The sequence below is a fragment of the Citrobacter sp. Ca225 genome (assembly GCF_030337175.1).
Taxonomy (GTDB): domain Bacteria; phylum Pseudomonadota; class Gammaproteobacteria; order Enterobacterales; family Enterobacteriaceae; genus Citrobacter_A; species Citrobacter_A amalonaticus.
Map to the genome: position 1 here is coordinate 93470 of NZ_JAOWCD010000052.1, position 24208 is coordinate 117677.

The window sequence follows — 24208 nt, forward strand, 5'->3', positions numbered from 1 at the left end:
CCTGAAAGGGAGCCAATGAAATCCCGGAGGCAAAAATGTTCCATCTGTTAACTCACCGCCAACAAGACATTCATTTCTCGGATCCCGTTCCCACCGATCCCGTTCCTGTGCCCGATCCGATCCCACGTCCACAGCCGATGCCCGACCCGCCGCCCGACGAAGTACCGATTAAGTTGTCGCATCACAGCCGCAGATCTGCGAGGATACGCGCCTGCCGACTGTGAGTCGTTTACCGTGAGATTAAATTGTGACTGCTTTTGCTACTCTGAATGTATTACCCGCCGCCCAGCTCGAGAATCTGAACGAGTTGGGGTATCTGTCCATGACCCCCGTCCAGGCGGCGGCGCTGCCAGCGATCCTTGCCGGGCAGGATGTGCGGGTGCAGGCAAAAACCGGCAGCGGTAAAACGGCTGCATTTGGTCTCGGTTTGTTACAGCATATTGATGCCACTCTGTTTCAGACGCAGTCGCTGGTTCTGTGCCCGACGCGCGAACTGGCGGATCAGGTGGCCGGTGAACTACGTCGTCTGGCGCGTTTCTTACCGAATACCAAAATCCTGACGCTTTGCGGTGGTCAACCCTTCGGAGCACAGCGCGATTCTCTTCAGCACGCGCCGCATATTATCGTCGCCACGCCTGGTCGTTTGCTCGACCATTTGCAAAAGGGCACCGTTTCGCTGGACGCGTTGACCACGCTGGTGATGGATGAAGCAGACCGGATGCTGGATATGGGATTCAGTGAGGCAATCGACGAGGTGATCCGTTTCGCGCCCGCGTCGCGTCAGACGCTATTGTTTTCGGCCACCTGGCCGGAAGCGATTGCCGCAATCAGCGGTCGCGTGCAGCGAAATCCGCTCGCTATCGAAATTGACACGGTGGATGCGCTCCCCGCCGTCGAACAGCAATTCTTTGAAACCTCTGCGCACGGTAAGATACCGCTGTTGCAAACGTTGCTCAGTCAGCATCAGCCGGCTTCCTGCGTGGTGTTCTGTAATACTAAAAAGGATTGTCAGACGGTGTGCGATGCGCTCAATGAGGCCGGGCAAAGCGCGCTGGCGCTTCATGGCGATCTGGAACAGCGAGACCGCGATCAAACGCTGGTGCGTTTTGCCAACGGCAGCGCGCGGGTGCTGGTGGCGACGGATGTTGCGGCCCGCGGGCTTGATATCAAATCGCTGGAGCTGGTGGTGAATTTCGAACTGGCGTGGGATCCGGAGGTGCACGTCCACCGGATTGGCCGTACCGCGCGCGCCGGGAACAGCGGTCTGGCTATCAGTTTTTGTGCTCCGGAAGAGGCGCAGCGGGCGAATATTCTCTCTGAAATGCTGCAGATCCGCCTTAACTGGGTCCCTGCGCCAACGCAACGCAGCATCGCGCCGCTGGTCGCCGAAATGGCGACATTGTGTATCGACGGTGGCAAGAAAGCCAAAATGCGACCAGGCGATGTGCTGGGGGCGTTAACTGGAGATATGGGTCTGGATGGCGCGGACATTGGCAAAATTACCGTGCATCCGGCGCATGTCTATGTGGCGGTCCGTCAGTCGGTCGCGCATAAGGCATGGAAACAACTGCAGAATGGGAAGATTAAAGGTAAAACCTGTCGGGTGCGTTTACTGAAATAAACCCGAGTTGGGCCGGAGATGAAAACGATCCGGCCCATGGCTATTACTTCACTTCGACAACGTTCAGGCGAAGTTCATCAAGCTGATTATCGTCTTCTTCCGGTTGCCAGCCTGCAGGCTGGAGCGGGATCTCTTCACGATCAAATGCCAGATCGCCGCCATCAACAACGTCAGAACCGTGCTTAATCCCTTTGAAGTCGAACAGGTTAATGTCGCTCAGGTGTGAAGGCACCACGTTCTGCATGGCGCTGAACATGGTTTCAATACGGCCTGGATAACGCTTATCCCAGTCACGCAGCATATCGGCAATCACCTGACGTTGCAGGTTTGGTTGCGAACCGCACAGGTTGCAAGGGATGATCGGGAAGCCTTTGGCTTCAGCAAAGCGTTCGATATCCTTCTCACGGCAGTAAGCCAGTGGGCGGATCACGATATGTTTACCATCATCGCTCATCAGTTTCGGCGGCATCCCTTTCATTTTCCCGCCGTAGAACATATTCAGGAACAGGGTTTGCAGAATGTCGTCGCGATGGTGACCCAGCGCAATTTTAGTCGCACCCAGCTCCGTCGCCGTGCGATACAGAATACCGCGACGCAGGCGTGAACAAAGAGAGCAGGTGGTTTTGCCTTCCGGGATCTTATCTTTCACGATCCCATACGTGTTCTCTTCAACTATTTTGTACTCAACGCCCAGTTGCTCAAGATACTCAGGCAGAATGTGTTCAGGGAAACCGGGCTGTTTCTGATCCAGGTTAACGGCAACCAGCGAAAAGCTAATCGGGGCGCTTTGCTGTAGATTGCGCAAAATTTCCAGCATGGTGTAGCTGTCTTTACCACCGGACAGGCAGACCATGATCCGGTCGCCATCTTCAATCATATTGAAATCGGCAATCGCTTCGCCGACGTTACGGCGCAGACGTTTCTGCAATTTATTCAGGTTGTACTGTTCTTTCTTCGTCGCTTGTTGATTTTCTAACATTATTTACTGTCTCGAACACCGGAAAGGGGCATGTCACGACACGCGTATCACCGTGCCAGTTTTGCGTTTCGCCTGGCAGTCTGCTCGTCGTCAATACGTCGATTCAGGCTACGTCAATTTCATATACCACCTGCGCGCGTTTTATGCCCCATCGGGTTTGCAATAAAAGACGTGAACGCTTCGGTTGAGCGAAGCCTACAGGCAAAAGTATGTCGCGTATGGTACGGATTACGGCGACGAATACCAGCACCTTTTACACGTCCGACGGTAAACGGCTTAAACTTACTTCTGAATTCTGGTCAGGCAATGATTTTCTGTCACTGGTGCGACGCTGACGATGATTAGCCTGGTCACGGTGCGACAGAATCAGGGCATTACGGAGCCCGCAAAAAGTCAATACGCCATTCTGGAGCGTAATGATCATATTTCCGTTATTCCTGATGAAAGCTAAGGAGAAGAAGGATGAATGAAGCAGCCTATAACGAAGCGAAAACCACCGGCGAACTCACGAAACAGCTAGCCAATGTGTTCATTGACCGAGGATTATCGTTAACCACCGCTGAGTCCTGCACCGGCGGTAATCTGGCGACGGCACTCTGTGCGGAATCCGATACCGCCGCCTTTTATGATATTGGTGTTATTACCTTCAGTGACAGGGCGAAGCAGACACTGCTCGGCGTACAGGCCAGTACGCTGGAAAAATATACCGCAGTGAGTGAACAGACGGTCAAAGAGATGTCCACGGGCATACGCGAGCGTGCCGGGACCGATATCAGCATTGCCATCAGTGGGTACGCCGGTCCGGACGGTGGGGAAGACGGAACGCCCGCCGGAACGGTCTGGTTTGCGTGGAATCTCCGCGGGGAGATTGTCACAAAGCGCGAGCTTTTTTCTGGTGAGTGTCAGGATGTTATCGAAAAAGCAGTCCGTTTCAGCCTTGCAGTGCTCCTGGAAGAGATCTCTGCCTGGGAGGGGCGTTGACCCCAGTGATCAATACGCTCTGCGATCTGACGCTCAATGATAGCCTTCACCCCCGGAAACCTTGCCGCGGAAGACAAAGTAGCTCCAGGCGGTGTACATCAAAATGACCGGGATAATCAGCAGGGTTCCCACCAGCATAAACCGTTGGCTGGCAGGCGGTGCTGCCGCCTCCCACAGCGTGATATGCGGTGGGATAATATGCGGCCATAAGCTGATGCCCAGCCCACTGAAGCCGAGGAAAATCAAACCCAGCGTCAGAATAAAGGGGCGCGCATGGCTGTTCATCTCTGCGCTCAGTCGCCAAATCCACAGGCTCAATACCAGCACAAGAATGGGCACCGGGACAAACCAGAAGAAATTGGGCAGGGTAAACCACCGTTCGGCGATAGCGGGCCAGCCGAGCGGCGTCCAGACGCTCACCACCGCAATAACCCCCAACAGGGCGAGGAGGACTTTACGGGTCAGGACGCGCATTCGCGCTTGCAGCGAACCCTCGCTTTTCATAATCAGCCAACTGGTGCCGAGCAGCAGATAGGCGACGATCAGGCCGACGCCGCAAAAGAGGTTGAAGGGGGTGAGCCAGTCCAGTGCTGAGCCGGCAAAACGGCGTTCTGTCACCTCGAAGCCGTTAATCACCGCTCCCACCACAATGCCCTGGCTGAATGTCGCGAGCAGCGAACCGCCGGCAAAGGCGTAATCCCAGAATGGTCGGTGGGAAGGTGTCGCCTTAAAGCGAAACTCAAAGGCCACACCACGAAAAATCAGGCCGATGAGCATCATTGTCAGCGGAATCGCCAGTGCGTCGGTGATCACCGCATAGGCCAGCGGGAACGCGCCAAAAAGGCCCGCGCCGCCGAGCACCAGCCAGGTCTCATTACCGTCCCAGACGGGTGCCACGCTGTTTACCATCGCGTCACGCTCGCCAGCGTCGTGAACCATGCTGAACAACATCCCAATGCCCAGATCGAAACCATCCATCACGATGTACATCAGCGTGGCAAAGATAATGATGACAAACCACATTACGGTGATATCGATACCCATTACGCCTTCTCCTCTTCATCCGTCACCGGTTCTGCCGCCGAGAGGGGGCGAGCCGGGGTGCCATCCGTTTGTGACGTCAGTTCACTGACAGGTTGCGGACCTTTGCGAATGAGCCTGAAAATGTAGTAATAACCCACGCCAAAAACAGCACAGTAGACGATGATAAAGACCAGCAAGCTGATGACCATTTGCATCGTGCTGTGTAATGACACCGCATCGCGGGTGCGTAAGAATCCGTAGATCACCCACGGTTGACGTCCTGCTTCCGTCGTGACCCAACCCGCCAACAGCGCCAGTAGTCCGGCAGGGCCCATTCCCAGCGCAAACCACAGGAACGGGCGAGACTGATACAGGCGCTGGCGCCAGCGCAGCCAGACGCTACAGAGACCCAGCGCAATCATGAGTAAACCTATGCCTACCATGATACGAAACGACCAGAAGACAACAGGGGAGTTAGGGCGATCTTCTTTGGGATAATCCTTCAGCGCAGGAACCTGTTTATCCAGACTGTGGGTCAGGATTAAACTACCCAGTGCCGGGATCTCCAGACCGTATTTTGTGCGCTCCTCTTCCATGTCCGGCATCCCAAACAGCAAGAGCGGTGTAGCCTCGCCGGGCGCGTTTTCCCAGTGGCCTTCGATAGCGGCAATTTTTACCGGCTGATGCTCAAGGGTATTGAGACCGTGCATATCGCCGACCACCGCCTGAATCGGCGCGACGATTAACGCCATCCACATCGCCATGGAAAACATTTTGCGGATGGCCGGCGTGTCGTTGCCGCGAAGTAAATGCCAGGCGGCAGAGGCTCCCACAAACATCGCGCTACTCAGGAAGGCGGCGATCGACATATGGAACAGACGATACGGAAAGGAGGGGTTGAAAATGATCGCCATCCAGTCCTGCGGGATCACATGACCGTTTTCAATGCTGAAACCTTGCGGCGTCTGCATCCAGCTGTTTGACGCGAGGATCCAGAAAGTGGACATCAGCGTTCCCAGTGCCACCATGCAGGTGGTGAAAAAATGCAGCGCTGGAGAAACTCTGTTCCAGCCAAACAGCATCACGCCCAGAAAACCCGCCTCCAGGAAGAAGGCGGTGAGCACTTCGTAAAGCAGCAGTGGGCCGGTAATACTGCCGGCAAACTGGGAAAAGCCGCTCCAGTTTGTGCCGAACTGGTAGGCCATCACCAGACCGGAAACGACGCCCATGCCAAAATTGACGGCAAAGATTTTTAGCCAGAAGTTGTAAAGCGAACGCCAGAGGTTGTTGTGCGTGCGCAGCCACATTCCTTCCAGTACCACCAGATAGCTGGCCAGCCCAATGGTAATCGCCGGGAAAAGAATGTGAAAAGAGACAGTGAAGGCGAACTGAAAACGGGCCAGATGAAAAGCATCAAGTTCAGGCACGGTATGCTACCCCATGACAAAGCGCTGCCATAAGCAGAGCGCAACAAAACTGTTTTTTCTTACCAACCAATAACCTCGGGCGCGGTTATCGTTTCTCCGCACTTCTATTGATATTACCGACCGCCAGGTCAGTTAATTTCAAATCGGTTTCTTTTTCTTCTTCAAGCGTTTGCGCCAGAAGTTTTACCGCGGCGGGATAGCCCAACTGTTCGGCGAGGGTTGCCAGCGTGCCGTAACTGGCAATTTCATAGTGCTCAACTTTTTGGGCGGCCGCAATTAATGCAGCATCGCGAACTTCATTTTTTTCTGTACTTTCGATGACCTCATTGGCTTCTTCAATTAAGCCTTCCATCGCTACGCATTTCATGCGTTTAATCTTAATCTTCGGTTCCTGTTCGATTATCTGGTCTATACGCGCAATTTGCCCTTGAGTTTCTTCCAGGTGCGCATTAAACGCGGCGCTGAGTTTTTCGTCAGAGGCCGCGCGGGCCAGTTTCGCCAGACCACGGGTTAATTGTTTTTCCGCGCTATAGGTGTCTGAAAGTAAATGGATGAAAACATCCTCGAGCGTTTTCATATTCATAACATCCTCTCCCGGTTCAGAAAAAATAACTGCGAGTCTACAGACAGACCCGCAGGACACTTTATTTATTAAAGGCTAAAGCAGTCTTACAATCAGGAGTTATCAGACTTACGTCCGCCACTATGGCTGTTCTGACCGCCTTTTTTTCCTGCTTCTGATGCACGCTGCGGATCGTTTTTGAAGTTCCCGCCGCTGTGCTGACCGCCTTTTTTACCCGCTTCAGATGCTTTATCACGGTCTTCTGCGAAATTACCGGAACCACCACGATGCTCTGCCATATCTCACCTCTTGTATATCGGTTATGTCAGTCAGATACAAAAATGTAATTTGTATCCGTCGTTGTTCAGGGCTTAAAGTTAGCGGCTATCCGCGAGGAGTCAAATTTCCACAAAAAATCAGAAAAAATTGACGGGTTACTTTTCAATATATTATCGAAAACACCCGCCTCGCTTATTTTATGAGGGTTTTGTAAATGTTGGTATGTAACTGCCTGAGCGCAGGGCGATTAAAAAAATAGTCTTCAGAATAAAACAGTATTCATTAAGAGGCGGCGTTTGAATGACCGAAAATTAATCACTCAGACGGCTTTAAGAACCTTCTCGCCAATTTTGTTCTACGCTTAAAAGTCCGTAGGAAAAATAACGAGAGGTAAACGCATGGCTGACCAGAATAATCAAAAGCAGATCACCAATAAAACGCATTCTGAGCATTTTCCGGCTCCGCCATTTCCGCACCAAAAACAACCTTTTCCAGGACTTGCCAGTAAAATGCAGCCCCGTCCCGATCATGGCGAAGAGAGCTATCAAGGGAGCGGCAGGCTTAACGGCAAGAAAGTCTTAATCACCGGGGGCGATTCCGGTATTGGTCGCGCGGTGGCGATTGCTTATGCGCGGGAAGGTGCCGATGTGGCTATTAATTATTTACCTGATGAAGAAGAAGATGCCCGTGAAGTGGTTGAACTGATTAAAAAAGCAGGCAGGAACGTGGCCGCGATTCCGGGTGATATCCGCGATGAAACCTTCTGCCAGACGCTGGTTAACCAGGCGGTAGATGCGTTAGGCGGGCTGGATATCCTGGTGAATAACGCGGGGCGCCAGCAATTCTGTGAGTCAATTGACGATCTCACTACCGAAGCGTTTGATGCCACGTTCAAGACCAATGTTTACGCGACATTCTGGATTACGAAGGCTGCACTTCGTCATCTCTCATCGGGCAGTGTGATCATTAACACCACCTCAGTCCAGGCGTATGAACCGAGCGATATCCTGTTGGATTATGCGCAGACCAAAGCGGCGATCGCCGTCTTCACCAAATCGCTGGCGAAACAACTGGCGCCGAAGGGGATTCGGGTTAACGCCGTCGCGCCGGGTCCCTACTGGACGGTGTTGCAGTGCTGCGGAGGTCAGCCACAGGAAAAAATCGAGAAATTTGGCGCGCAGTCCCCGCTTGGTCGACCCGGTCAACCGGCGGAGATCGCACCGCTGTATGTCACGCTGGCGGCACCAGAGAACAGCTACACGTCCGGTCAGGTCTGGTGTTCAGACGGTGGCACCGGGACCTTATAACGCGCGGTTTGCCAGCCAATGACGACAGGAGAAATGTGAATGAAAGCACTCACTTATCATGGCCCGCATCACGTTAGCGTTGATTCTGTGCCCGATCCGGGCCTTGAGGCGCCGGACGATATTATTCTTCGCGTGACCGCCACCGCCATTTGCGGATCGGATTTGCATCTTTACCGCGGCAAAATCCCTGGTACGCATCATGGCGATATTTTTGGTCATGAGTTTATGGGCGAAGTGGTGGAGACCGGTCCGGAGGTGACGGCAGTCAGTAAAGGCGATCGGGTGGTGATACCTTTTGTCATCGCCTGTGGTGAGTGCTTTTTCTGTCATCTGCATCAATATGCCGCCTGCGAAAATACCAACAGCGGTAAAGGTGCAGCCCTGAACCGTAAAAACATCACGCCGCCCGCCGCGCTGTTTGGCTACAGCGATCTCTACGGCGGGATCCCTGGCGGGCAGGCAGAATTTGTCCGCGTCCCGAAGGCGAATGCCGGCCCCTTCAAAGTGCCGGATACATTGCCTGATGAAAAGGTGCTTTTTCTGTCAGATATTTTGCCAACAGCGTGGCAAGCGGTGAAGAATGCCGACATCAGGCAGGGTTCAAGCGTGGCTATCTTTGGCGCGGGCCCGGTGGGTTTACTCTGCGCCGCCTGTGCCCGGCTGAACGGTGCGGAGCATATTTTTATCATTGATCATAACGACTACCGGCTCGAGTTTGCGCATCAGCGTTACGGCGCGATCCCGATTAATTTTGATAAAAACGACGATCCGGCAGAATGGATCATTGATAACACGCCCGGACATCGCGGTGTGGATGCGGTGATTGATGCTGTCGGTTTTGAGGCGAAGGGCAGTCTGACAGAAACCGTACTGAGCACGTTGAAAATTGAAGGCAGCAGCGGTAAAGCGCTCCGGCAATGTATCGCCGCTGTGCGCCGTGGTGGGGTCGTCAGCGTCCCTGGCGTGTATGCCGGTTTTATTCATGGATTCATGTTTGGTGATGCCTTTGACAAAGGACTGACCTTCAAAATGGGTCAGACCCACGTGCATGCTTATCTGCCGGATCTGCTTAGTCTCATTGAACAGGGGCTACTGACACCGGAAGAAATCGTGACTCACCATATGCCACTCGAAGAGGCCGCGCGGGGTTACGAAATATTTGAAAAGCGTGAAGAGGCGTGTCGAAAAGTGATTCTGGTGCCTGGTCTGACGCAAGAAAAGGCCACCGTCTGAGGCGTGGATTGATCAGCAACACCGGTTATGGCACAACGAAAAGCCCGCAGCGATGTGCGGGCTGAAAATGTTAGCGTACGACCAGAACGGAACACTCTGCATGGCGTACCACGGCAGCGGCGTTCGACCCTAACAGATAGGTGGTAATGTCCGGACGGTGGGATGCGATAATCACCATATCCGCAGGCAGTGTTTTCGCCATTTCCAGAATCTTATCTTTTGGCGAGCCTTCAACGACATGGATCTGCACTCTGTCCGACGGGATAGTGAACTTCTTGATAATCTCTTCCAGTTGAGATTTCGCTTCGGCTTTCAGATCGTCCATGGCAGGCAACTCCGCAGAGTAGGCCAGGCCCAGTGCAGAATAGTAAGGCAGAGACGGAATGACGGTCAGGAAATGAACCTGAGCATCGTCAATTTTCGCCTCGGCTTCGACATGATTAATCACACGTTGAGTTAATTCTGAGTCTGAAATATCGATAGGTACAAGAATTGTTCTGTTCATTAAACCTCCTGTTTGAGTATCCCTATAAAGTGTAACGTCTTATCACCGATTCAGTACAATGACAAAGATCACAATTCAACATTATTTGCTTTTGATTTCCGGGTACTTTCCCTTAATAACCCCGTCATAAAATCGGCCTTTTGAGACCACAGAAAGAAAATTTCGGTATATATGCGCAGGAACTCCGCGATATTGCAGAACACCGGTCTGGTAGAAACGAATTTCAAGCGTAGAGGATTTCTCGTCATAGCCGACGGAGGCAATTCGTGATGATTTTACAGGCTGATGGTTCATGGCAGCATCCTCGACGGCAGGTCATACCATGAATATATCATTTAACCCACGGGGATTTTAGTCTTCGTGATATCGCATTTTGTTATAGGCAAAACGAATGGGTTATGACGGTGAGGGAAAGGGCAGAAGCCCGCCGATACCAGCGGGCAGAAGGGCTTAGAACTGATAGACCATACCGAGTGCGACGACGTCATCGGTATTAATATTGTTACGAGAATAGAAGTTGTCGTCGTTATCCAGCAGGTTGATTTTATAATCAACATAGGTGGACATGTTTTTGTTGAAGTAGTAAGTCGCGCCAACATCCGCGTATTTCACCAGATCTTTGCTGTCGTCATTGCCCTGACCGGTCAGATCTTTACCTTTTGACATCAGGAAGGACACCGCCGGACGCAGACCGAAGTCGAACTGGTATTGCGCCGTCACTTCAAAGTTCTGGGTTTTGTTTGCTACGCCGTCATCACCGTACGGGGTCATGTTACGGGTTTCAGAGTACATGGTAGCCAGATAAATGTTGTTGGCGTCATATTTCAGACCCGCTGTCCAGGCATCTGCCTTATCGCCACCCGCGACGCGGCCACCCGCATTGACTTGCTCGTTGGTACGGTCGGAGGTGGTGTAGGCTGCACCGAAGCTAACGCCCATTCCGAAGTCATAGGTCGACGAGATACCGAAACCGTCGCCGTTGGAGTTCTGGACAGTACGATCGCCGCCGTTGCCGGTACCTTCCTGGAAGAAATCATCTTCATTAGTGGACTGGTTTTCATTGGCACCCTGATACTGCAGTGCGAAGTTCAGACCGTTAACCAGACCGAAGAAGTCCGTGTTACGGTAAGTAGCAACACCGTTGGTGCGACCTACCATAAAGTTATCGGAATAGGTGTAGGAGTCGCCGCCGAATTCAGGCAGCATATCGGTCCAGCCTTCCACGTCATACATCACGCCGTAGTTACGACCGTAGTCGAATGAACCGTATTCACCAAATTTCAGGCCAGCAAAAGCAAGACGCGTGAAGCTGTTGCCGTGGTCGCCTTCGGTGGTGTTGGCGTTAACCTGATATTCCCACTGACCGTAACCGGTCAGTTGATCATTAATTTGTGTTTCACCTTTAAAGCCCATACGAACATAAGTTTGATCGCCATCACTGTTGGCATTATCAGAGAAATAATGCAGACCATCAACTTTGCCATAAAGATCTAATTTGTTGCCGTCTTTATTATAAACTTCAGCAGCATGTGCTGCGCCTGCTGCTAACAGGGCAGGGATGACAAGGGCCAGTACTTTTCTTTTCATCGCAGTAATCCTTTAGTTTTATATTTAGCTTTCACTCCCTCTGTTGGGGAGTAAAAACATGCTAAAGGAGAAGTTCCGTAAAGAGATAAGTATCAATTGTTACGTCTTAAGTGAAACCTTAAATAAATAATTCCATCGAAATAGCAATAATTGTTGTGAATATAATTGCATAAAGCATATAAAATAAAAATTATACAAAATAAATCCAGTGCGATATTCTTCGTTCGTTATATGCCTTTATTGTCACATACTGCTTTTTTGTTGGTCCAATGCGACGCGTACTGATTTGCCGACAAAGAAATTGACAAGCCCGAACGGATGTTCGGGCTTTTTTTTGGCCGACGTGAACCCTCCGATCAGTCAGTACTGGTCTTCTCCGCTTTACCGGCCAGTTGCGCCAGGAAGTCATAGCGCTTTTGCAGATCGGCTGCGGCGTCCTTCCATAACTGCTCTGCCACTTCTGGTTGCTGCGCATTCAGGCGACGGAAACGCTGCTCGTTGAGTAATGTCTCTGCCAGCGCATCTGACGGCGGACGAGAGTCCAGCGCCAGCGGCAATTTACCCTCATCCGCACGACGTGGGTCAAAGCGGTAGAGTGGCCAGAAGCCGGTCGCCGTCAACTGACGCATCTGATCGTGACTCAGTGCGAGGTCATAGCCGTGTTCTTCACACGGGCTGTAGGCGATGATCAGCGACGGACCAGGATACGCTTCCGCTTCCTGAATCGCCTTCACGGTCTGGTTGAGTTGCGCCCCGAGCGAAATCTGTGCGACATAGACATGACCGTACATCATCATGCTGACGCCCAGATCTTTACGCGCCTTCCGTTTGCCGTGCTCACCAAATTTCGTTACCGCGCCAAGCGGTGTGGCTTTCGAGGCCTGACCGCCCGTGTTGGAGTAGCACTGCGTATCCAGCACCAGAATATTGACGTTTTCAGTCAGGCTCATTACATGATCCAGCCCGCCGAAGCCAATATCGTAGGCCCAGCCATCGCCGCCGATCAGCCAGATGGATTTTTCAACCAGCGCATCGGCGTCGGTGAGCAGTTCACGTGCGCCATCGACATCCTTCAGATGCTGACGCAGCGCGGCAACTTGCTCACGACGAACGTCAGGGGTCGCATCGGTATGTAATGCGTCGTTCAGTTCAGCCGGGATCTGGTCGGCAAACTGTTCGAGCAGACGCAGCACGCGTAAGCGATGCTGATCGACCGTCAGACGAAAGCCCAGACCGAACTCTGCGTTATCCTCAAACAGCGAGTTTGCCCATGCGGGACCGCGCCCATTGGCATCGGTTGTGTACGGTGTGGAAGGCAGGTTCCCACCGTAAATTGACGAACACCCCGTGGCGTTGGCAATCAGCATTCTGTCGCCATAGAGTTGGGTCAGTAACTTGATATACGGCGTTTCGCCACAGCCGGAACAGGCACCGGAATATTCAAACAGTGGCGTAATCAACTGAGAGGTACGAATATCAATGCGTTCGAGTTTATTGCGGTCAATTTCCGGCAGACTGAGGAAAAAGTCATAATTCACTTTCTCTTCTTCGACGTGCTCAAGGCGCGACATCATATTGATGGCCTTGATTTCCGGATTCTGACGGTCTTTCGCCGGGCACACTTCCACACACAGATTACAGCCGGTGCAGTCTTCCGGCGCGACCTGCAGAACGTATTTCTGTCCGCGCATATCGCGTGATTTCACATCCAGCGAATGCAGGCTGGCGGGAGCATTCTCCATTGCTTCCGGCGAAACCACTTTGGCACGAATAGCCGAGTGCGGGCAGGCCGCAACGCAGTGGTTACACTGAGTGCAAAGCTCCTCTTTCCAGATGGGGATCGCTTCGGCGATGTTGCGTTTCTCCCAGCGGGTGGTACCCATAGGCCAGGTGCCGTCGGGCGGTAGCGCAGAGACGGGAAGGGCATCGCCGAGCCCCGCCAGCATTGCCGCGGTCACCGTCTTCACAAAATCAGGCGCGGCGTCAGACACCACCGGAGGACGGTGGGCGCTGTGCGGATCAACCGCCTGCAGCGGCACTTCAGCAACAGACTCGCGCGCCAGCGCCAGTGCCTGCCAGTTGCGTTCCACCAGGTCCTGACCTTTGCTGCTGTAACTTTTAGCGATTGCCCCCTGAAGTTCAGCCAGCGCGCTATCGCCCGGCAGAATTTGAGTCAGATGAAAAAACGCCATCTGCATGACGGTGTTAATCCGCGCCGCCAGGCCACATTCACGGGCGATTTTCGCCGCATTAATGACGTAGAAACGCGCTTTCTTCTGGTTCAGTACCGCCTGCACTTCCTGTGGCAAGCGTGACCAGACCTCATCTGCGGGATACGGCGTATTCAGCAGGAAAATACCACCAGGCTTCAGTCGTTCAGCCATCTGGTATTTATCGATAAACTGCAGCTGGTGACAGCCGACAAAATCGGCCTGTGAGATCAGGTAAGCAGAGCGGATCGGCTGTTCACTCACGCGCAGGTGAGACACCGTCAGACCGCCTGCCTTTTTGGAGTCATACACGAAGTAGCCCTGGGCATACCACGGCGTTGAATTACCGATGATCTTGATGTTGTTCTTGGTCGCCGAAACGCTGCCGTCACTGCCGAGACCGTAAAATAGTGCTTCCAGCTTCGCCGTCGTCGGCAAGGTGTTATCAGGCAGTGGCAACGACAGGTTGGTGACATCATCGTAGATACCAACGGTGAAGCGCGGTTTGGGTTTTGCCTGGCACAGTTCATTAAAGACCGCGAGCACGCAGTCCGGGCCAAACTCTTTTGACGAGAGACCATAACGGCCGCCAATCATGCGCGGCAACGTTTCACGCTCACCGCCGTTGAATGCTTCCGCCAGCGCGGTCATCACATCGAGATACAGGGGTTCGGCCTGGGCACCCGGTTCTTTGGTGCGATCGAGCACGGCAACCGCGCGGACGGATTCAGGCAAGGCCCGCAGCAGATGTTTAGCTGAGAAGGGGCGGAACAGGCGGACTTTCAGCACCCCGACTTTCTCGCCGCGCGTCAGCAGTTCGTCAACCACTTCTTCGCTGGTGCCGATAGCAGAACCCATCAGAATGATGACCCGTTCGGCCTGCGGATGACCGTAATATTCGAACGGCTGATACTGACGACCGGTTGCGGCAGCGAAATCATTCATCGCCTGTTCGACATGATCGTATACGGCGTCATACCACGGGTTGGTCGCCTCGCGGGACTGGAAATACGTATCGGGATTCGCTGAGGTGCCGCGGATCACCGGGTGCTCTGGGTTGAGCGCCCGGGCGCGATGTGCATCAATTTCAGCCTGCGGCATCAGGCCGCGAATCGTGTCATCTGCCAGCGGGATGATTTTGTTGATTTCATGCGAAGTGCGGAAACCATCAAAGAAGTGAATGAAGGGAACCCGGCTTTTCAGGGTCGCGATTTGCGAGATCAGCGCGAAGTCCTGCGCCTCCTGTACGCTTGCGGCGCACAGCATGGCGCAGCCGGTCTGGCGGACCGCCATGACGTCTGAATGATCGCCAAAAATCGACAACGCGTGGGTTGCCACGGTACGGGCGGCGACATGCAGTACAAAGGGGGTTAATTGTCCCGCCAGTTTGTACAGCGTGGGGATCATCAGCAGTAACCCCTGTGAAGAGGTAAAGGAGGTGGCAAGCGCGCCGGTTTGCAGCGCACCGTGAACGGTCGCTATTGCACCGCCTTCCGACTGCATTTCGACGACGCGCGGCGTATCTCCCCAGATGTTTTTCAGCCCGTTGCCTGCCCAGGCGTCAGCCTGTTCAGCCATCGTTGAACTGGGCGTAATGGGGTAGATGGCGATAACTTCACTGGTACGAAACGCCACCGAAGCGACTGCACCATTACCGTCAATAGTAATCATATGACACCCTTACATTGCGCAAAAAAGAGGGACGCAGGAAACCACTTAGCGTCCTGATAGTTATTTCTCTAGTATAGGACTTTCCTGTATTCCCTAGAAGTTGTGCCACTTTCGAGTGCACAAATTGACACAAAGCTCGCAAAAACAATGACAATTTTATTGCCCGGTAGGTAACACCGGGTTGTATATTTAATTGTGCTTTTTTGTTATGAGTTGGTTATTGCCTGCGAGGCAGGCGATATTAAAAACATATTGTCCAAAAGTGGAGTGAGATTTTCTTTAAGGATTTCCTTAATGAATTTATTATCCTCGCCATTATCGTCATGATGTGAATTTCTTAATAAGACTTTTTAAGTTCGGTGTCAGGCCGCCCGCGCCTATACTGAGCGCAATTCAGGACGGGAAGGGCCTGTAAACCTTTGCGTTATTGAAGGTCGATACTCTTGTTATCGTGAATAGACGTTAAAACAAAAATAACTCTTTTATTTATCATTATTGATAACTTTTTTCGTGCGCCAAAAGTATGGATGTGTTCAGGTATTTAATTGTTTTGATTAGGTTATGTTACGAATTTTATTACTTACTTTACTTATTTCCGCCTCATCGTCGTCATTTGCCTTTGTGAAAATTCAGACCAAAAACTGGGGAGCCAATACCTTTTCGCCACTCTCTTATTCTGAAGGGCACTTTTCACAAGCGCCTGTTCAGAATAAGAAAGCGCAGCTTAAGCATCGCATTATGAGTGAATTTGCGCAGTGGAGAGGAACCGATTACCGCTGGGGAGGTGACAGTCGCAATGGTATTGATTGTTCGGCGTTCACGCGCAGAATTATTGCCTCGGTTATCCATAGACGCTTGCCGCGTACCGCGCAGGAGCAAAGTCGTATGGGGCGGAGAGTCAGTCAGCGTGAGCTGAAAGTCGGCGATCTGGTGTTTTTTAAGACGGAGCCGAACGTGCATCACGTTGGCGTTTATATCGGCAATGACTCCTTTATACATGCCTCCAGCTCGCAAGGCGTGACAATGTCACATTTGTCGAATCAGTACTGGCAGGCGCACTATTTGACCGCTCGCCGGGTGAGCGCATAACGACAGAACAGGCCTATGGGATCCCAATCCAGGGGAAAAAGCGCAATAAAATGCGGCGAGGCCGCATAATTGCGCGTTTTGACTCTCGACGCGACGGATTCGGATGCCTATTATTAGTGCGGCTTGTTTACGCTTACAGAATATGAGGGGAGTCAAATGCGCGCAGCGTTTTGGGTAGGATGTGCCGCGTTATTGTTGTCGGCTTGCAGCAGTGACAATGAACCTGTTCAGCAGGCGACAGCAGCGCATGTCGCACCGGGTTTAAAAGCATCGATGACCAGTTCCGGAGAGGCAAATTGCGCCATGATAGGCGGTTCACTTTCCGTTGCCCGTCAGTTAGACGGATCGGCAATTGGTATGTGCGCGCTTCCCAACGGCAAACGTTGCAGTGAACAATCCCTCGCCGCGGGAAGCTGTGGTAGCTATTAAGCACCCATTACTACATTAAATCGGCAAGCTTATAGCTTAACGTATGTTCCGCTGTGGCCAGGGTGAGCTGGTTGGCGGTCAGGTCTACTTGTGCGCCCTGTTTCAGCATGGTGCTGAGGGTATTGTCCAGCTCGTTGAGCTGGGGATCGGCGCACATCATTCGGGTCATCGCCATCTCTTTTACTTTCAATGCACCGTCAGAAAGTGATGCCTGACCGTTGAAGCGATTACACATATTGCCCGAAATCATCATCTTTTCGCCAAAACTCAGTTCAAGCGGATGACCCGTTGCATTGACCGGTTTACCGTCTACGCTCTCCAGCACAAAGCGGTGATGCTGTAATTGCTCACGGCTGACCGATACTTTTCCGTTGCTTACACAACCTGCAACCAGCAGGCTCAGCGCAACCAGCGCTATGACCTTCTTCATGTTAACTCTCTGCATTTAAACGTAATCGCCACCGACAGCATACCTATTTCATCGCCAGTGGCTTTGGGGAAATTCTGAAATGCCCTCCTGCGAACAGGAAGGCGGCGGATCAGAACAGGGCGTTAGGGCAGGTTTCTCCGTTCGCTAACTGTTGTAAATTTTGCAGCGTAGTCTCAGAAATACTGGTCAACGCTTCAGCGGTGAGGAAAGCCTGATGCCCGGTAAACAGGACGTTATGACAGGCCGACAGGCGACGGAAAACATCATCCTGGATAACGTCGTTCGACTTATCTTCGAAGAACAGATCGCGCTCGTTTTCGTAAACGTCCATCCCCAGTGAACCTATTTTCTGATTTTTCAGCGCTTCAATCGCCGCCTGAGAATCGATCAGGGCGCCACGACTGGTGTTGATGACCATCACGCCATTTTTCATCTGATCAAACGCGGCATGGTTCAGCAGGTGATAGTTTTCCGACGTTAACGGGCAGTGCAGTGAAATCACATCGGATTCGGCGAACAGCGTCGGCAAATCAACATACTCCACGCCGAGTTCGAGCGCAGCTGCGCTGGGGTACGGATCAAACGCCAGCAGACGCATTCCAAAGCCTTTCAGAATACGCAGGGCCGCGATGCCGATCTTCCCGGTACCAATCACCCCCGCCGTTTTTCCGTGCATCGTGAAGCCGGTTAATCCTTCCAGTGAGAAGTTGGCATCACGGGTACGCTGATAAGCGCGGTGAATACGGCGGTTCAGCGTCATCATCATGCCCACCGCATGTTCCGCGACGGCTTCCGGAGAATAGGCCGGGACCCGAACGACCTGCAGACCTAACTCTTTTGCCGCATCCAGATCGACGTTATTGAACCCCGCGCAACGCAAAGCAATGTACTTAACGCCATGATTTTTCAGTTCTTCGAGCACCGGGCGACTGCCATCATCGTTCACGAAAATACAAACCGCCTCGCAGCCATGAGCGGTTTTAGCCGTTTTCTCCGTCAACAGAAAATCAAAGAATTCAAGTTCAAAACCAAAGGCTTCGTTAACCTGCTGCAGGTACTTTTTGTCGTACTGTTTTGTACTGTAGACGGCGAGTTTCATAAGTCTTTCTCCAGTGATATCGAATCACAATTATCGAATTCAAATTATTTTACAAAACATAAAATATTATTGAAAGTGATACCTATAATGAATAATTCTAGAGCATCAATAGATTGTTCGTTCAGTGTATCGATTGCAGATTTCAGCAGGTGACAGTGCTGCTCCACACCTCTGTTTCGGTGACACGAACAGCCCGTTGTTCGTCAGGATACGACTGATATGGCGTCAACATCGATTAATATCAATATGTTCCTGTGTAACAGTCTGCATTTCAACCGAACTATTTACTCACTTTCTACGGCCTCTGACTTTCACATTATCCGGGCCTGATTGCAGAATAGAGGGCAATAGTTTGTCGGCTATTACCCGCTATTAATCTTTAGATTTATCTGATAAGTCTCTGTAATTTATCTGACTTTCTGATCTTAACGATGGTGAAAAGTTTGTGTGTCATCCTGGAGCATCTATTCTTAATCTGGGCATGGTTAACTAAACATGACACAATAACGGCCTAATTCGGCTTAATTTTTCGCTAAATCAGGATATTAACTGCCCATGAAGGGTAAATATAAAGCCGTTCTGGCGCTTCTCTTACTCGTGATCCTCGTGCCGTTGACTCTGGTAATGACGCTGGGGTGGTGGGTTCCGACGCTGGCGGGCATCTGGCTGCCGGTTGGAACGCGCATTGCACTGGTTGATAGTCCCCGATTCACGCGCCACGGTTTACATATTCCTGAACTTCGCTATCTGGTTGATGATTGCCAGTTGGCCAGGGTCAGTCAGGCCTGGTTGTCGCATCCCAGCCGTTGGCAACTGGATATTGGCACGCTGGAACTCGATTCTGCCTGTCTGGCAAAACTGCCGCAAACGGAACAATCTCCCGCGGCGCCGCGCACTCTCGCGGAATGGCAGTCCATGCTGCCCAATACCTGGATCACCATCGACAACGTTATTCTTTCACCCTGGCAGGTGTGGCAGGGCAAACTGAACGTTTCGCTGACCCCTTCGCTCCAGCAACTGCGTTATCAGGGCGATAAAGTGAAATTTCAGGGGCAGTTGCGCGGTCAGACGCTGACGGTGAGTGAGCTTGATGTCATGGCGTTTGAAGGCCAACAGCCGGTCAAACTGGTTGGTGAGTTCACGATGCCGCTGGTGCCGGATGGACTGCCGGTGAGCGGGCACACCGTTGCCACGCTCAGTCTGCCGCAGGAGCCATCGTTGGTCGATGCGGAACTGGAGTGGCGTGAGAATGCCGGGCAGCTCATCGTAATGGCACGGGATAATGCCGATCCGCTGCTTGACCTGCCGTGGGAACTCACGCGTCAGCAGTTAACCATCAGCGACGGACGCTGGTCGTGGCCTTATCAGGGGTTTCCCCTCAGCGGGCGTCTGGGCGTGAAGGTGCAGAACTGGCAGGAAGGCACCGAGAACGCGGTGATCAGCGGACGGTTTAATGTGCTGACCCAGGGGGAGGCGGGAAAAGGGAACGCCGTGCTTTCGTTTGGACCGGGAAAACTGAGCATGGACGACAGCGCGATGCCGCTGCAACTGACTGGCGAAGCCAAGCAGGATGATCTGATTTTCTATGCCAGATTACCTGCCCGGTTGACCGGCAGCCTGACCGATCCGGAGCTGGCGTTTGAACCAGGCGCGCTGCTGCGCTCGCGAGGACGGGTCATCGACTCACTGGATATTGACGAAATTCGCTGGCCGCTGGCGGGCGTGAAGGTCACGCAGCGTGGCGTGGACGGACGATTGCAGGCGATTCTGCGCGCCCATGAGAATCAGATGGGGGATTTCGTTCTGCATCTGGACGGGCTGGCGAATGATTTTCTGCCCGATGCGGGGCGCTGGCAGTGGCGCTACTGGGGCGAGGGCAGTTTTACCCCGATGCACGCGAAATGGGATGTGGCAGGCAAAGGTGAGTGGCATGACAACACCATCACGCTGACCGATTTGTCTACGGGATTTGATCAGCTTCAGTACGGCACCATGAAGGTTGAAACACCCCGTTTAATCATGGATAAACCGGTCGAATGGGTGCGTGATGCCGCACATCCCCGGTTTAGTGGGGCGCTCTCGTTCGATGCCGGAGAAACCCATTTCTCCGGCGGCAGCGTTTTGCCGCCCTCAACGCTCAAGTTCAGCGTGGAGGGGCGCGATCCAACTTTTTTCCAGTTCAAAGGCGATTTGCATGCCGGGGCGATCGGCCCCGTGCGGTTAAACGGTCGTTGGGATGGCTTACGTTTACGTGGCCAGGCCTGGTGGCCAAAACAGTCACTGGAGGTGTTCCAGCCGCTGGTGCCGCCAGAGTGGAAAATGAAATTACGTGAGGGCGAACTGTATGCTCAGGTGGCGTTTTCGGCAGCGGCAGAACAAGGATTCGAGGCCGGTGGTCACGGCGTCTTGAAAGGCGGCAGCGCCTGGATGCCGGATAACCAGATCAACGGCGTCGATTTTGTATTGCCGTTCCGCTTTAGTGAGGGCGCGTGGCAACTGGGCACGCGCGGACCGGTGTCGCTACGCATTGCCGAAGTTGTCAACCAGGTGACTGCTACCAATATCACCGCCGATCTGGAAGGCGCTTATCCGTGGAGTGAAGCCGATCCGCTGCTACTGACTGACGTGAATGTGGATGTGTTGGGCGGTAAGGTTTCCATGCAACAACTGCGCATGCCGCAGCACGATCCGGCGCTGGTGCGGGTGCAAAATATCTCCTCAAGCGAACTTATCAGCGCAGTAAATCCGAAACAGTTTGCCATGTCCGGGCCGGTGAGCGGTGCGCTCCCTCTGTGGCTGAATGATGAGAAATGGATTATCAAAGATGGCTGGTTAACCAATCCGGGTCCGATGACGCTGCGCATCGATAAAGACACCGCCGATGCGGTGGTAAAAGACAACATGGCAGCAGGGGCGGCCATCAACTGGTTGCGGTATATGGAGATTGCCCATTCATGGACCAAAATCAATCTGGACAATCTGGGCGTATTGACGATGCAGGCGCAAATTCGTGGCAACAGCCATGTGGATGGCAAGGTCGGTACGGTGAATCTCAACTATACCCACGAAGAGAATGTCTTTACGCTGTGGCGCAGTCTGCGCTTTGGCGACAATCTCCAGGCATGGCTTGAACAAAATGCGGCGCTGCCGGAAAAAACCTGTCAACAAGGCAAGGAATGTGAGGAACCTTAATGAAAACAATGATAGCCGTGCTGGCGCTTCTCCCGCTGTGGTTCGTAACGGGCTGCACGCCGCGCATTGAAGTCGCGGCGCCAAAAGAGCCCATCACCATTAATATGAACGTCAAAATTGAGCATGAGATTCATATCAAAGTGGATAAGGACGTTGAAAGCCTGCTCAAATCCCGCAGCGACTTGTTCTGAGGTGATGATGAAAAGAACCTTTATTCTGGCGGCGCTCATTCTGAGTTTGCTGAGTGGCAGTGCCTTTGCGCTGACGTTAAATGAGGCCAGAACCCAGGGCCGGGTCGGTGAAACGTTCAATGGTTATCTGGTGGCGCTGAAACAGGATGCGCAGGCGCTGGCGTTGGTCAATGAAATCAACAAAGCACGCAGCGCCAGCTACCAACAGTTGGCCGAGAGTCATAACATCCCGGTCGATGAAGTGGCGAAAATGGCCGGACAGAAACTGGTCGAGCGGGCGAAACCAGGAGAATATGTCCAGGGCATTAACGGGAAGTGGTTGCGGAAATAATCATTTCACATTGCCGTCTGCGGTTTTTCCTTTTTGTTGGGTGACGCGTAATAATTTGCAGGGTAAGTTTCTATACTCTGTTTTCTTACGCGCTATTCAGCAGAAGGGGCAGTTATGGCAAGTCACAGCATCACAGAAACGTTTACTCTCGGTTCCCGGCAGGTCAAACGCATAGGGTATGGGGCGATGCAACTGGCGGGGCCTGGGGTTTTTGGTCCACCGCGCGATCGTCATGTTGCCTTGACGGTGCTTCGGGAAGCGATCGCGCTGGGCGTCAATCATATTGATACCAGCGATTTTTACGGTCCGCACGTTACCAATCAAATCATTCGCGAAGCGTTGCATCCTTATCCGGACGATCTGGTGATTGTCACGAAAATCGGTGCCCGCCGTGGAGACGATGCCTCCTGGCTACCGGCATTCTCACCAGCGGAACTCAGGCAGGCGGTTCACGATAATCTGCGCAATCTGGGTCTGGATGTACTGGATGTCGTTAACTTACGCATTATGCTGGGCGAGGGTCACGGCCCGCATGAAGGTTCCATTGAAGAGAGTTTCAGCGTGCTGGCTGAGCTTCAGCAGCAGGGGCTGGTCAGACACATCGGTCTGAGCAATGTGACTGCCAGCCAGGTGGCGCAAGCGCGCAGTATCGCAGAGGTGGTCTGTGTGCAAAATGAGTACAATATCGCCCATCGTCAGGATGATGCGCTGATCGACGCGCTGGCGGAAGACGGCATTGCTTACGTTCCCTTTTTTCCGCTGGGCGGGTTTACGCCGCTACAGTCTTCAACGCTCTCCGACGTGGCCGCAAGCCTGAATGCAACGCCAATGCAGGTTGCGCTGGCATGGTTGCTCCATCGCTCACCGAATATTTTGCTGATACCGGGTACCTCTTCAGTGACGCATCTGCATGAAAACATGGCGGCAGGGGATCTGACACTTTCAGCGGAAGTGCTGGCGACCCTGGACAGTATTGCGCAAAAGGCATGAGGCGGAGGTTGACCATGACTGAAAAACGAAATGCACAATGTCACTGCGGGGCTGTCAAATTTACCGTTCAACTTAGCGATGGGTTTAATACCATCCGGCGTTGTAACTGTTCATTTTGTCGGATGCGCGGTGCGGTGGTTGTTTCTGCGCCGTTGATGGGGATAACGGTTCTCTCAGGGCAGGATAAACTGACGGAGTATCGTTTCAATACCGGCACAGCAAGGCACTTTTTCTGTTCAGTGTGTGGGATTTACACTTTCCACCAGCGACGTTCCAGTCCGGATCAGTATGGCGTGAACGTGGCATGCATTGAGAATGTGTCGCCGTTTGATTTTGCCTGCGTGGAAGTCACTGACGGGGTGAATCATCCGAGTGATGGTGCGAGTAATGGCGTGGTGGGATATTTGCGTTATCAGGCGAAGTGATAAAAAAACCTCCCGCCGGAGCGGGAGGGGGAGAACTTACGCTGCAACCACGCTATCGATGGCGGCTTTGGCGTCAGACTGCGCTTTAGACGCTACTTCCGGGCCGTAGGCAATCCCTTCTGCGAACACGAAGTTCACATCGGTGATGCCGATAAAGCCGAGGAAGACTTTCAGGTACGGCGCAATCAGATCAGTTGGGGTGTCTTTGTGGATACCGCCACGGCTGGAGAGGATCACCGCACGTTTACCGGTCACCAGACCTTCCGGCCCTTTCTCGGTGTAGCGGAACGTCACGCCAGCACGTGCAATCAGGTCGAAATAGTTTTTCAGCTGCGTCGGGATGTTAAAGTTGTACATCGGCGCCGCGATAACGATCACATCGTGTGCTTTCAGTTCAGCGATCAGTTCATCAGAGAGCGCCAGTGCGTCCTGTTGACGAGGCGTCAACGGCGCGTCGCTCGGGCGCAGGGCACCCACCAGTTCGCCATCCAGTACCGGGATCGGATTAGCAGCCAGGTCACGGACGGTGATTTCGTCAGCAGAGTGCTTTTCACGCCACTGTTCAACAAAATAATCAGACAACTGACCAGACTGAGAGTACCCTGCCAGAATACTGGATTTGAGAACTAATACCTTGCTCATGGGTG

At 52.8% G+C, this 24208-nt stretch carries 24 protein-coding genes and 2 pseudogenes; 13 read left to right on the forward strand and 13 right to left on the reverse strand.

Going from position 1 to position 24208, the window contains the following annotated elements:
- Positions 1-35: 35 nt before the first annotated feature.
- On the forward strand, positions 36-224 hold the full coding sequence (gene ynaL, locus OGW13_RS04735; RefSeq protein WP_071888396.1) for a proline-rich small protein YnaL: 189 nt from the start codon (positions 36-38) through the stop codon (positions 222-224).
- A 23-nt stretch (positions 225-247) separates the two neighbouring features.
- Complete coding sequence (dbpA, locus tag OGW13_RS04740; RefSeq protein ID WP_287115758.1) at positions 248-1621, forward strand: ATP-dependent RNA helicase DbpA; 1374 nt, start codon at positions 248-250, stop codon at positions 1619-1621.
- 43 nt (positions 1622-1664) lie between these two features.
- Here the strand turns inward: dbpA and ttcA are convergent, their stop codons facing one another.
- Together ttcA and OGW13_RS04750 are read right to left on the reverse strand one after the other, a co-directional pair.
- On the reverse strand, positions 1665-2600 hold the full coding sequence (gene ttcA, locus OGW13_RS04745) for a tRNA 2-thiocytidine(32) synthetase TtcA (protein ID WP_044267136.1): 936 nt from the start codon (positions 2598-2600) through the stop codon (positions 1665-1667).
- 47 nt (positions 2601-2647) lie between these two features.
- Positions 2648-2857: pseudogene (locus tag OGW13_RS04750) on the reverse strand (site-specific integrase); the annotation flags it as partial.
- Positions 2858-2946: 89 nt separating this feature from the next.
- Between OGW13_RS04750 and OGW13_RS25675 the strand changes: the two are divergent.
- Both OGW13_RS25675 and OGW13_RS04755 read left to right on the forward strand, forming a co-directional pair.
- Positions 2947-3051 (forward strand): annotated as a pseudogene (locus tag OGW13_RS25675) (DUF421 domain-containing protein); the annotation flags it as partial.
- An 11-nt stretch (positions 3052-3062) separates the two neighbouring features.
- Complete coding sequence (locus tag OGW13_RS04755) at positions 3063-3581, forward strand: 2-oxo-tetronate isomerase (RefSeq protein ID WP_044257784.1); 519 nt, start codon at positions 3063-3065, stop codon at positions 3579-3581.
- A gap of 33 nt (positions 3582-3614) precedes the next feature.
- Here OGW13_RS04755 and cydB read toward each other — a convergent pair whose 3' ends face one another.
- The 4 genes from cydB to OGW13_RS04775 all read right to left on the reverse strand — a co-directional run bounded on the left by cydB (position 3615) and on the right by OGW13_RS04775 (position 6892).
- Positions 3615-4625: a cytochrome d ubiquinol oxidase subunit II gene (cydB, locus tag OGW13_RS04760; protein WP_130097091.1), complete on the reverse strand. Its 1011-nt coding sequence runs from the start codon at positions 4623-4625 to the stop codon at positions 3615-3617.
- Entirely contained in the window at positions 4625-6031 is a 1407-nt protein-coding gene (locus OGW13_RS04765; protein ID WP_044257789.1) for a cytochrome ubiquinol oxidase subunit I, read from the reverse strand. The genes cydB and OGW13_RS04765 overlap by 1 nt, the downstream gene beginning before the upstream one ends.
- 85 nt (positions 6032-6116) lie before the next feature.
- A complete protein-coding gene (locus OGW13_RS04770) occupies positions 6117-6614 on the reverse strand; it encodes a YciE/YciF ferroxidase family protein (RefSeq protein WP_044267132.1) in 498 nt (165 codons plus the stop codon).
- 92 nt (positions 6615-6706) lie between these two features.
- Positions 6707-6892 (reverse strand): con-10 family general stress protein, encoded by a 186-nt coding sequence (locus OGW13_RS04775; protein WP_043000597.1) that lies wholly within the window; start codon positions 6890-6892, stop codon positions 6707-6709.
- A gap of 378 nt (positions 6893-7270) precedes the next feature.
- Here OGW13_RS04775 and OGW13_RS04780 point away from each other — a divergent pair, with 378 nt between their 5' ends.
- Both OGW13_RS04780 and OGW13_RS04785 read left to right on the forward strand, forming a co-directional pair.
- Positions 7271-8179, forward strand: coding sequence for an SDR family oxidoreductase (locus OGW13_RS04780; RefSeq protein WP_043000598.1), 909 nt, complete (start codon positions 7271-7273; stop codon positions 8177-8179).
- A 39-nt stretch (positions 8180-8218) separates the two neighbouring features.
- Positions 8219-9412: a zinc-dependent alcohol dehydrogenase gene (locus tag OGW13_RS04785; protein WP_061070077.1), complete on the forward strand. Its 1194-nt coding sequence runs from the start codon at positions 8219-8221 to the stop codon at positions 9410-9412.
- 70 nt (positions 9413-9482) lie between these two features.
- On the opposite strand, the gene uspF is transcribed toward OGW13_RS04785, so the two are convergent.
- The 4 genes from uspF to nifJ all read right to left on the reverse strand — a co-directional run bounded on the left by uspF (position 9483) and on the right by nifJ (position 15385).
- Positions 9483-9917, reverse strand: coding sequence for a universal stress protein UspF (gene uspF, locus OGW13_RS04790; RefSeq protein ID WP_043000600.1), 435 nt, complete (start codon positions 9915-9917; stop codon positions 9483-9485).
- Between the two features lie 81 nt (positions 9918-9998).
- Positions 9999-10211, reverse strand: a complete 213-nt coding sequence (locus tag OGW13_RS04795; RefSeq protein WP_043000601.1) for a KTSC domain-containing protein — start codon at positions 10209-10211, stop codon at positions 9999-10001.
- A gap of 156 nt (positions 10212-10367) precedes the next feature.
- Entirely contained in the window at positions 10368-11504 is a 1137-nt protein-coding gene (gene ompC, locus OGW13_RS04800) for a porin OmpC (RefSeq protein WP_287115759.1), read from the reverse strand.
- A gap of 356 nt (positions 11505-11860) precedes the next feature.
- Positions 11861-15385, reverse strand: coding sequence for a pyruvate:ferredoxin (flavodoxin) oxidoreductase (nifJ, locus tag OGW13_RS04805; RefSeq protein WP_054176220.1), 3525 nt, complete (start codon positions 15383-15385; stop codon positions 11861-11863).
- Between the two features lie 738 nt (positions 15386-16123).
- Here nifJ and OGW13_RS04810 point away from each other — a divergent pair.
- On the forward strand, positions 16124-16474 hold the full coding sequence (locus OGW13_RS04810; RefSeq protein WP_229233561.1) for a C40 family peptidase: 351 nt from the start codon (positions 16124-16126) through the stop codon (positions 16472-16474).
- Positions 16475-16630: 156 nt separating this feature from the next.
- Positions 16631-16903, forward strand: coding sequence for a putative hemolysin (locus OGW13_RS04815; RefSeq protein WP_043000605.1), 273 nt, complete (start codon positions 16631-16633; stop codon positions 16901-16903).
- A gap of 10 nt (positions 16904-16913) precedes the next feature.
- Here the strand turns inward: OGW13_RS04815 and hslJ are convergent, their stop codons facing one another.
- Together hslJ and OGW13_RS04825 are read right to left on the reverse strand one after the other, a co-directional pair.
- Entirely contained in the window at positions 16914-17333 is a 420-nt protein-coding gene (hslJ, locus tag OGW13_RS04820) for a heat shock protein HslJ (RefSeq protein WP_044257796.1), read from the reverse strand.
- A 109-nt stretch (positions 17334-17442) separates the two neighbouring features.
- Positions 17443-18432 carry a 2-hydroxyacid dehydrogenase gene (locus tag OGW13_RS04825; protein ID WP_156595208.1) on the reverse strand — a complete coding sequence of 330 codons (990 nt, stop codon included), beginning with the start codon at positions 18430-18432 and terminating at the stop codon, positions 17443-17445.
- 555 nt (positions 18433-18987) lie between these two features.
- Between OGW13_RS04825 and OGW13_RS04830 the strand changes: the two genes are divergently transcribed.
- The 5 genes from OGW13_RS04830 to OGW13_RS04850 all read left to right on the forward strand — a co-directional run bounded on the left by OGW13_RS04830 (position 18988) and on the right by OGW13_RS04850 (position 23561).
- Entirely contained in the window at positions 18988-21624 is a 2637-nt protein-coding gene (locus OGW13_RS04830) for a YdbH family protein (RefSeq protein ID WP_287115760.1), read from the forward strand.
- A gap of 8 nt (positions 21625-21632) precedes the next feature.
- Positions 21633-21815: a YnbE family lipoprotein gene (locus OGW13_RS04835; RefSeq protein WP_414973524.1), complete on the forward strand. Its 183-nt coding sequence runs from the start codon at positions 21633-21635 to the stop codon at positions 21813-21815.
- 7 nt (positions 21816-21822) lie between these two features.
- A complete protein-coding gene (locus OGW13_RS04840; protein WP_287115774.1) occupies positions 21823-22146 on the forward strand; it encodes a YdbL family probable chaperone protein in 324 nt (107 codons plus the stop codon).
- Between the two features lie 114 nt (positions 22147-22260).
- The gene (locus OGW13_RS04845; RefSeq protein WP_054176216.1) at positions 22261-23136 is read left to right on the forward strand and encodes an aldo/keto reductase family oxidoreductase; all 876 of its coding nucleotides are present in this window, start codon (positions 22261-22263) and stop codon (positions 23134-23136) included.
- A gap of 14 nt (positions 23137-23150) precedes the next feature.
- The gene (locus tag OGW13_RS04850; RefSeq protein ID WP_043000612.1) at positions 23151-23561 is read left to right on the forward strand and encodes a GFA family protein; all 411 of its coding nucleotides are present in this window, start codon (positions 23151-23153) and stop codon (positions 23559-23561) included.
- Between the two features lie 36 nt (positions 23562-23597).
- Here the strand turns inward: OGW13_RS04850 and azoR are convergent, their stop codons facing one another.
- Positions 23598-24203: an FMN-dependent NADH-azoreductase gene (gene azoR, locus OGW13_RS04855; protein WP_043000613.1), complete on the reverse strand. Its 606-nt coding sequence runs from the start codon at positions 24201-24203 to the stop codon at positions 23598-23600.
- Positions 24204-24208 lie beyond the last annotated feature (5 nt).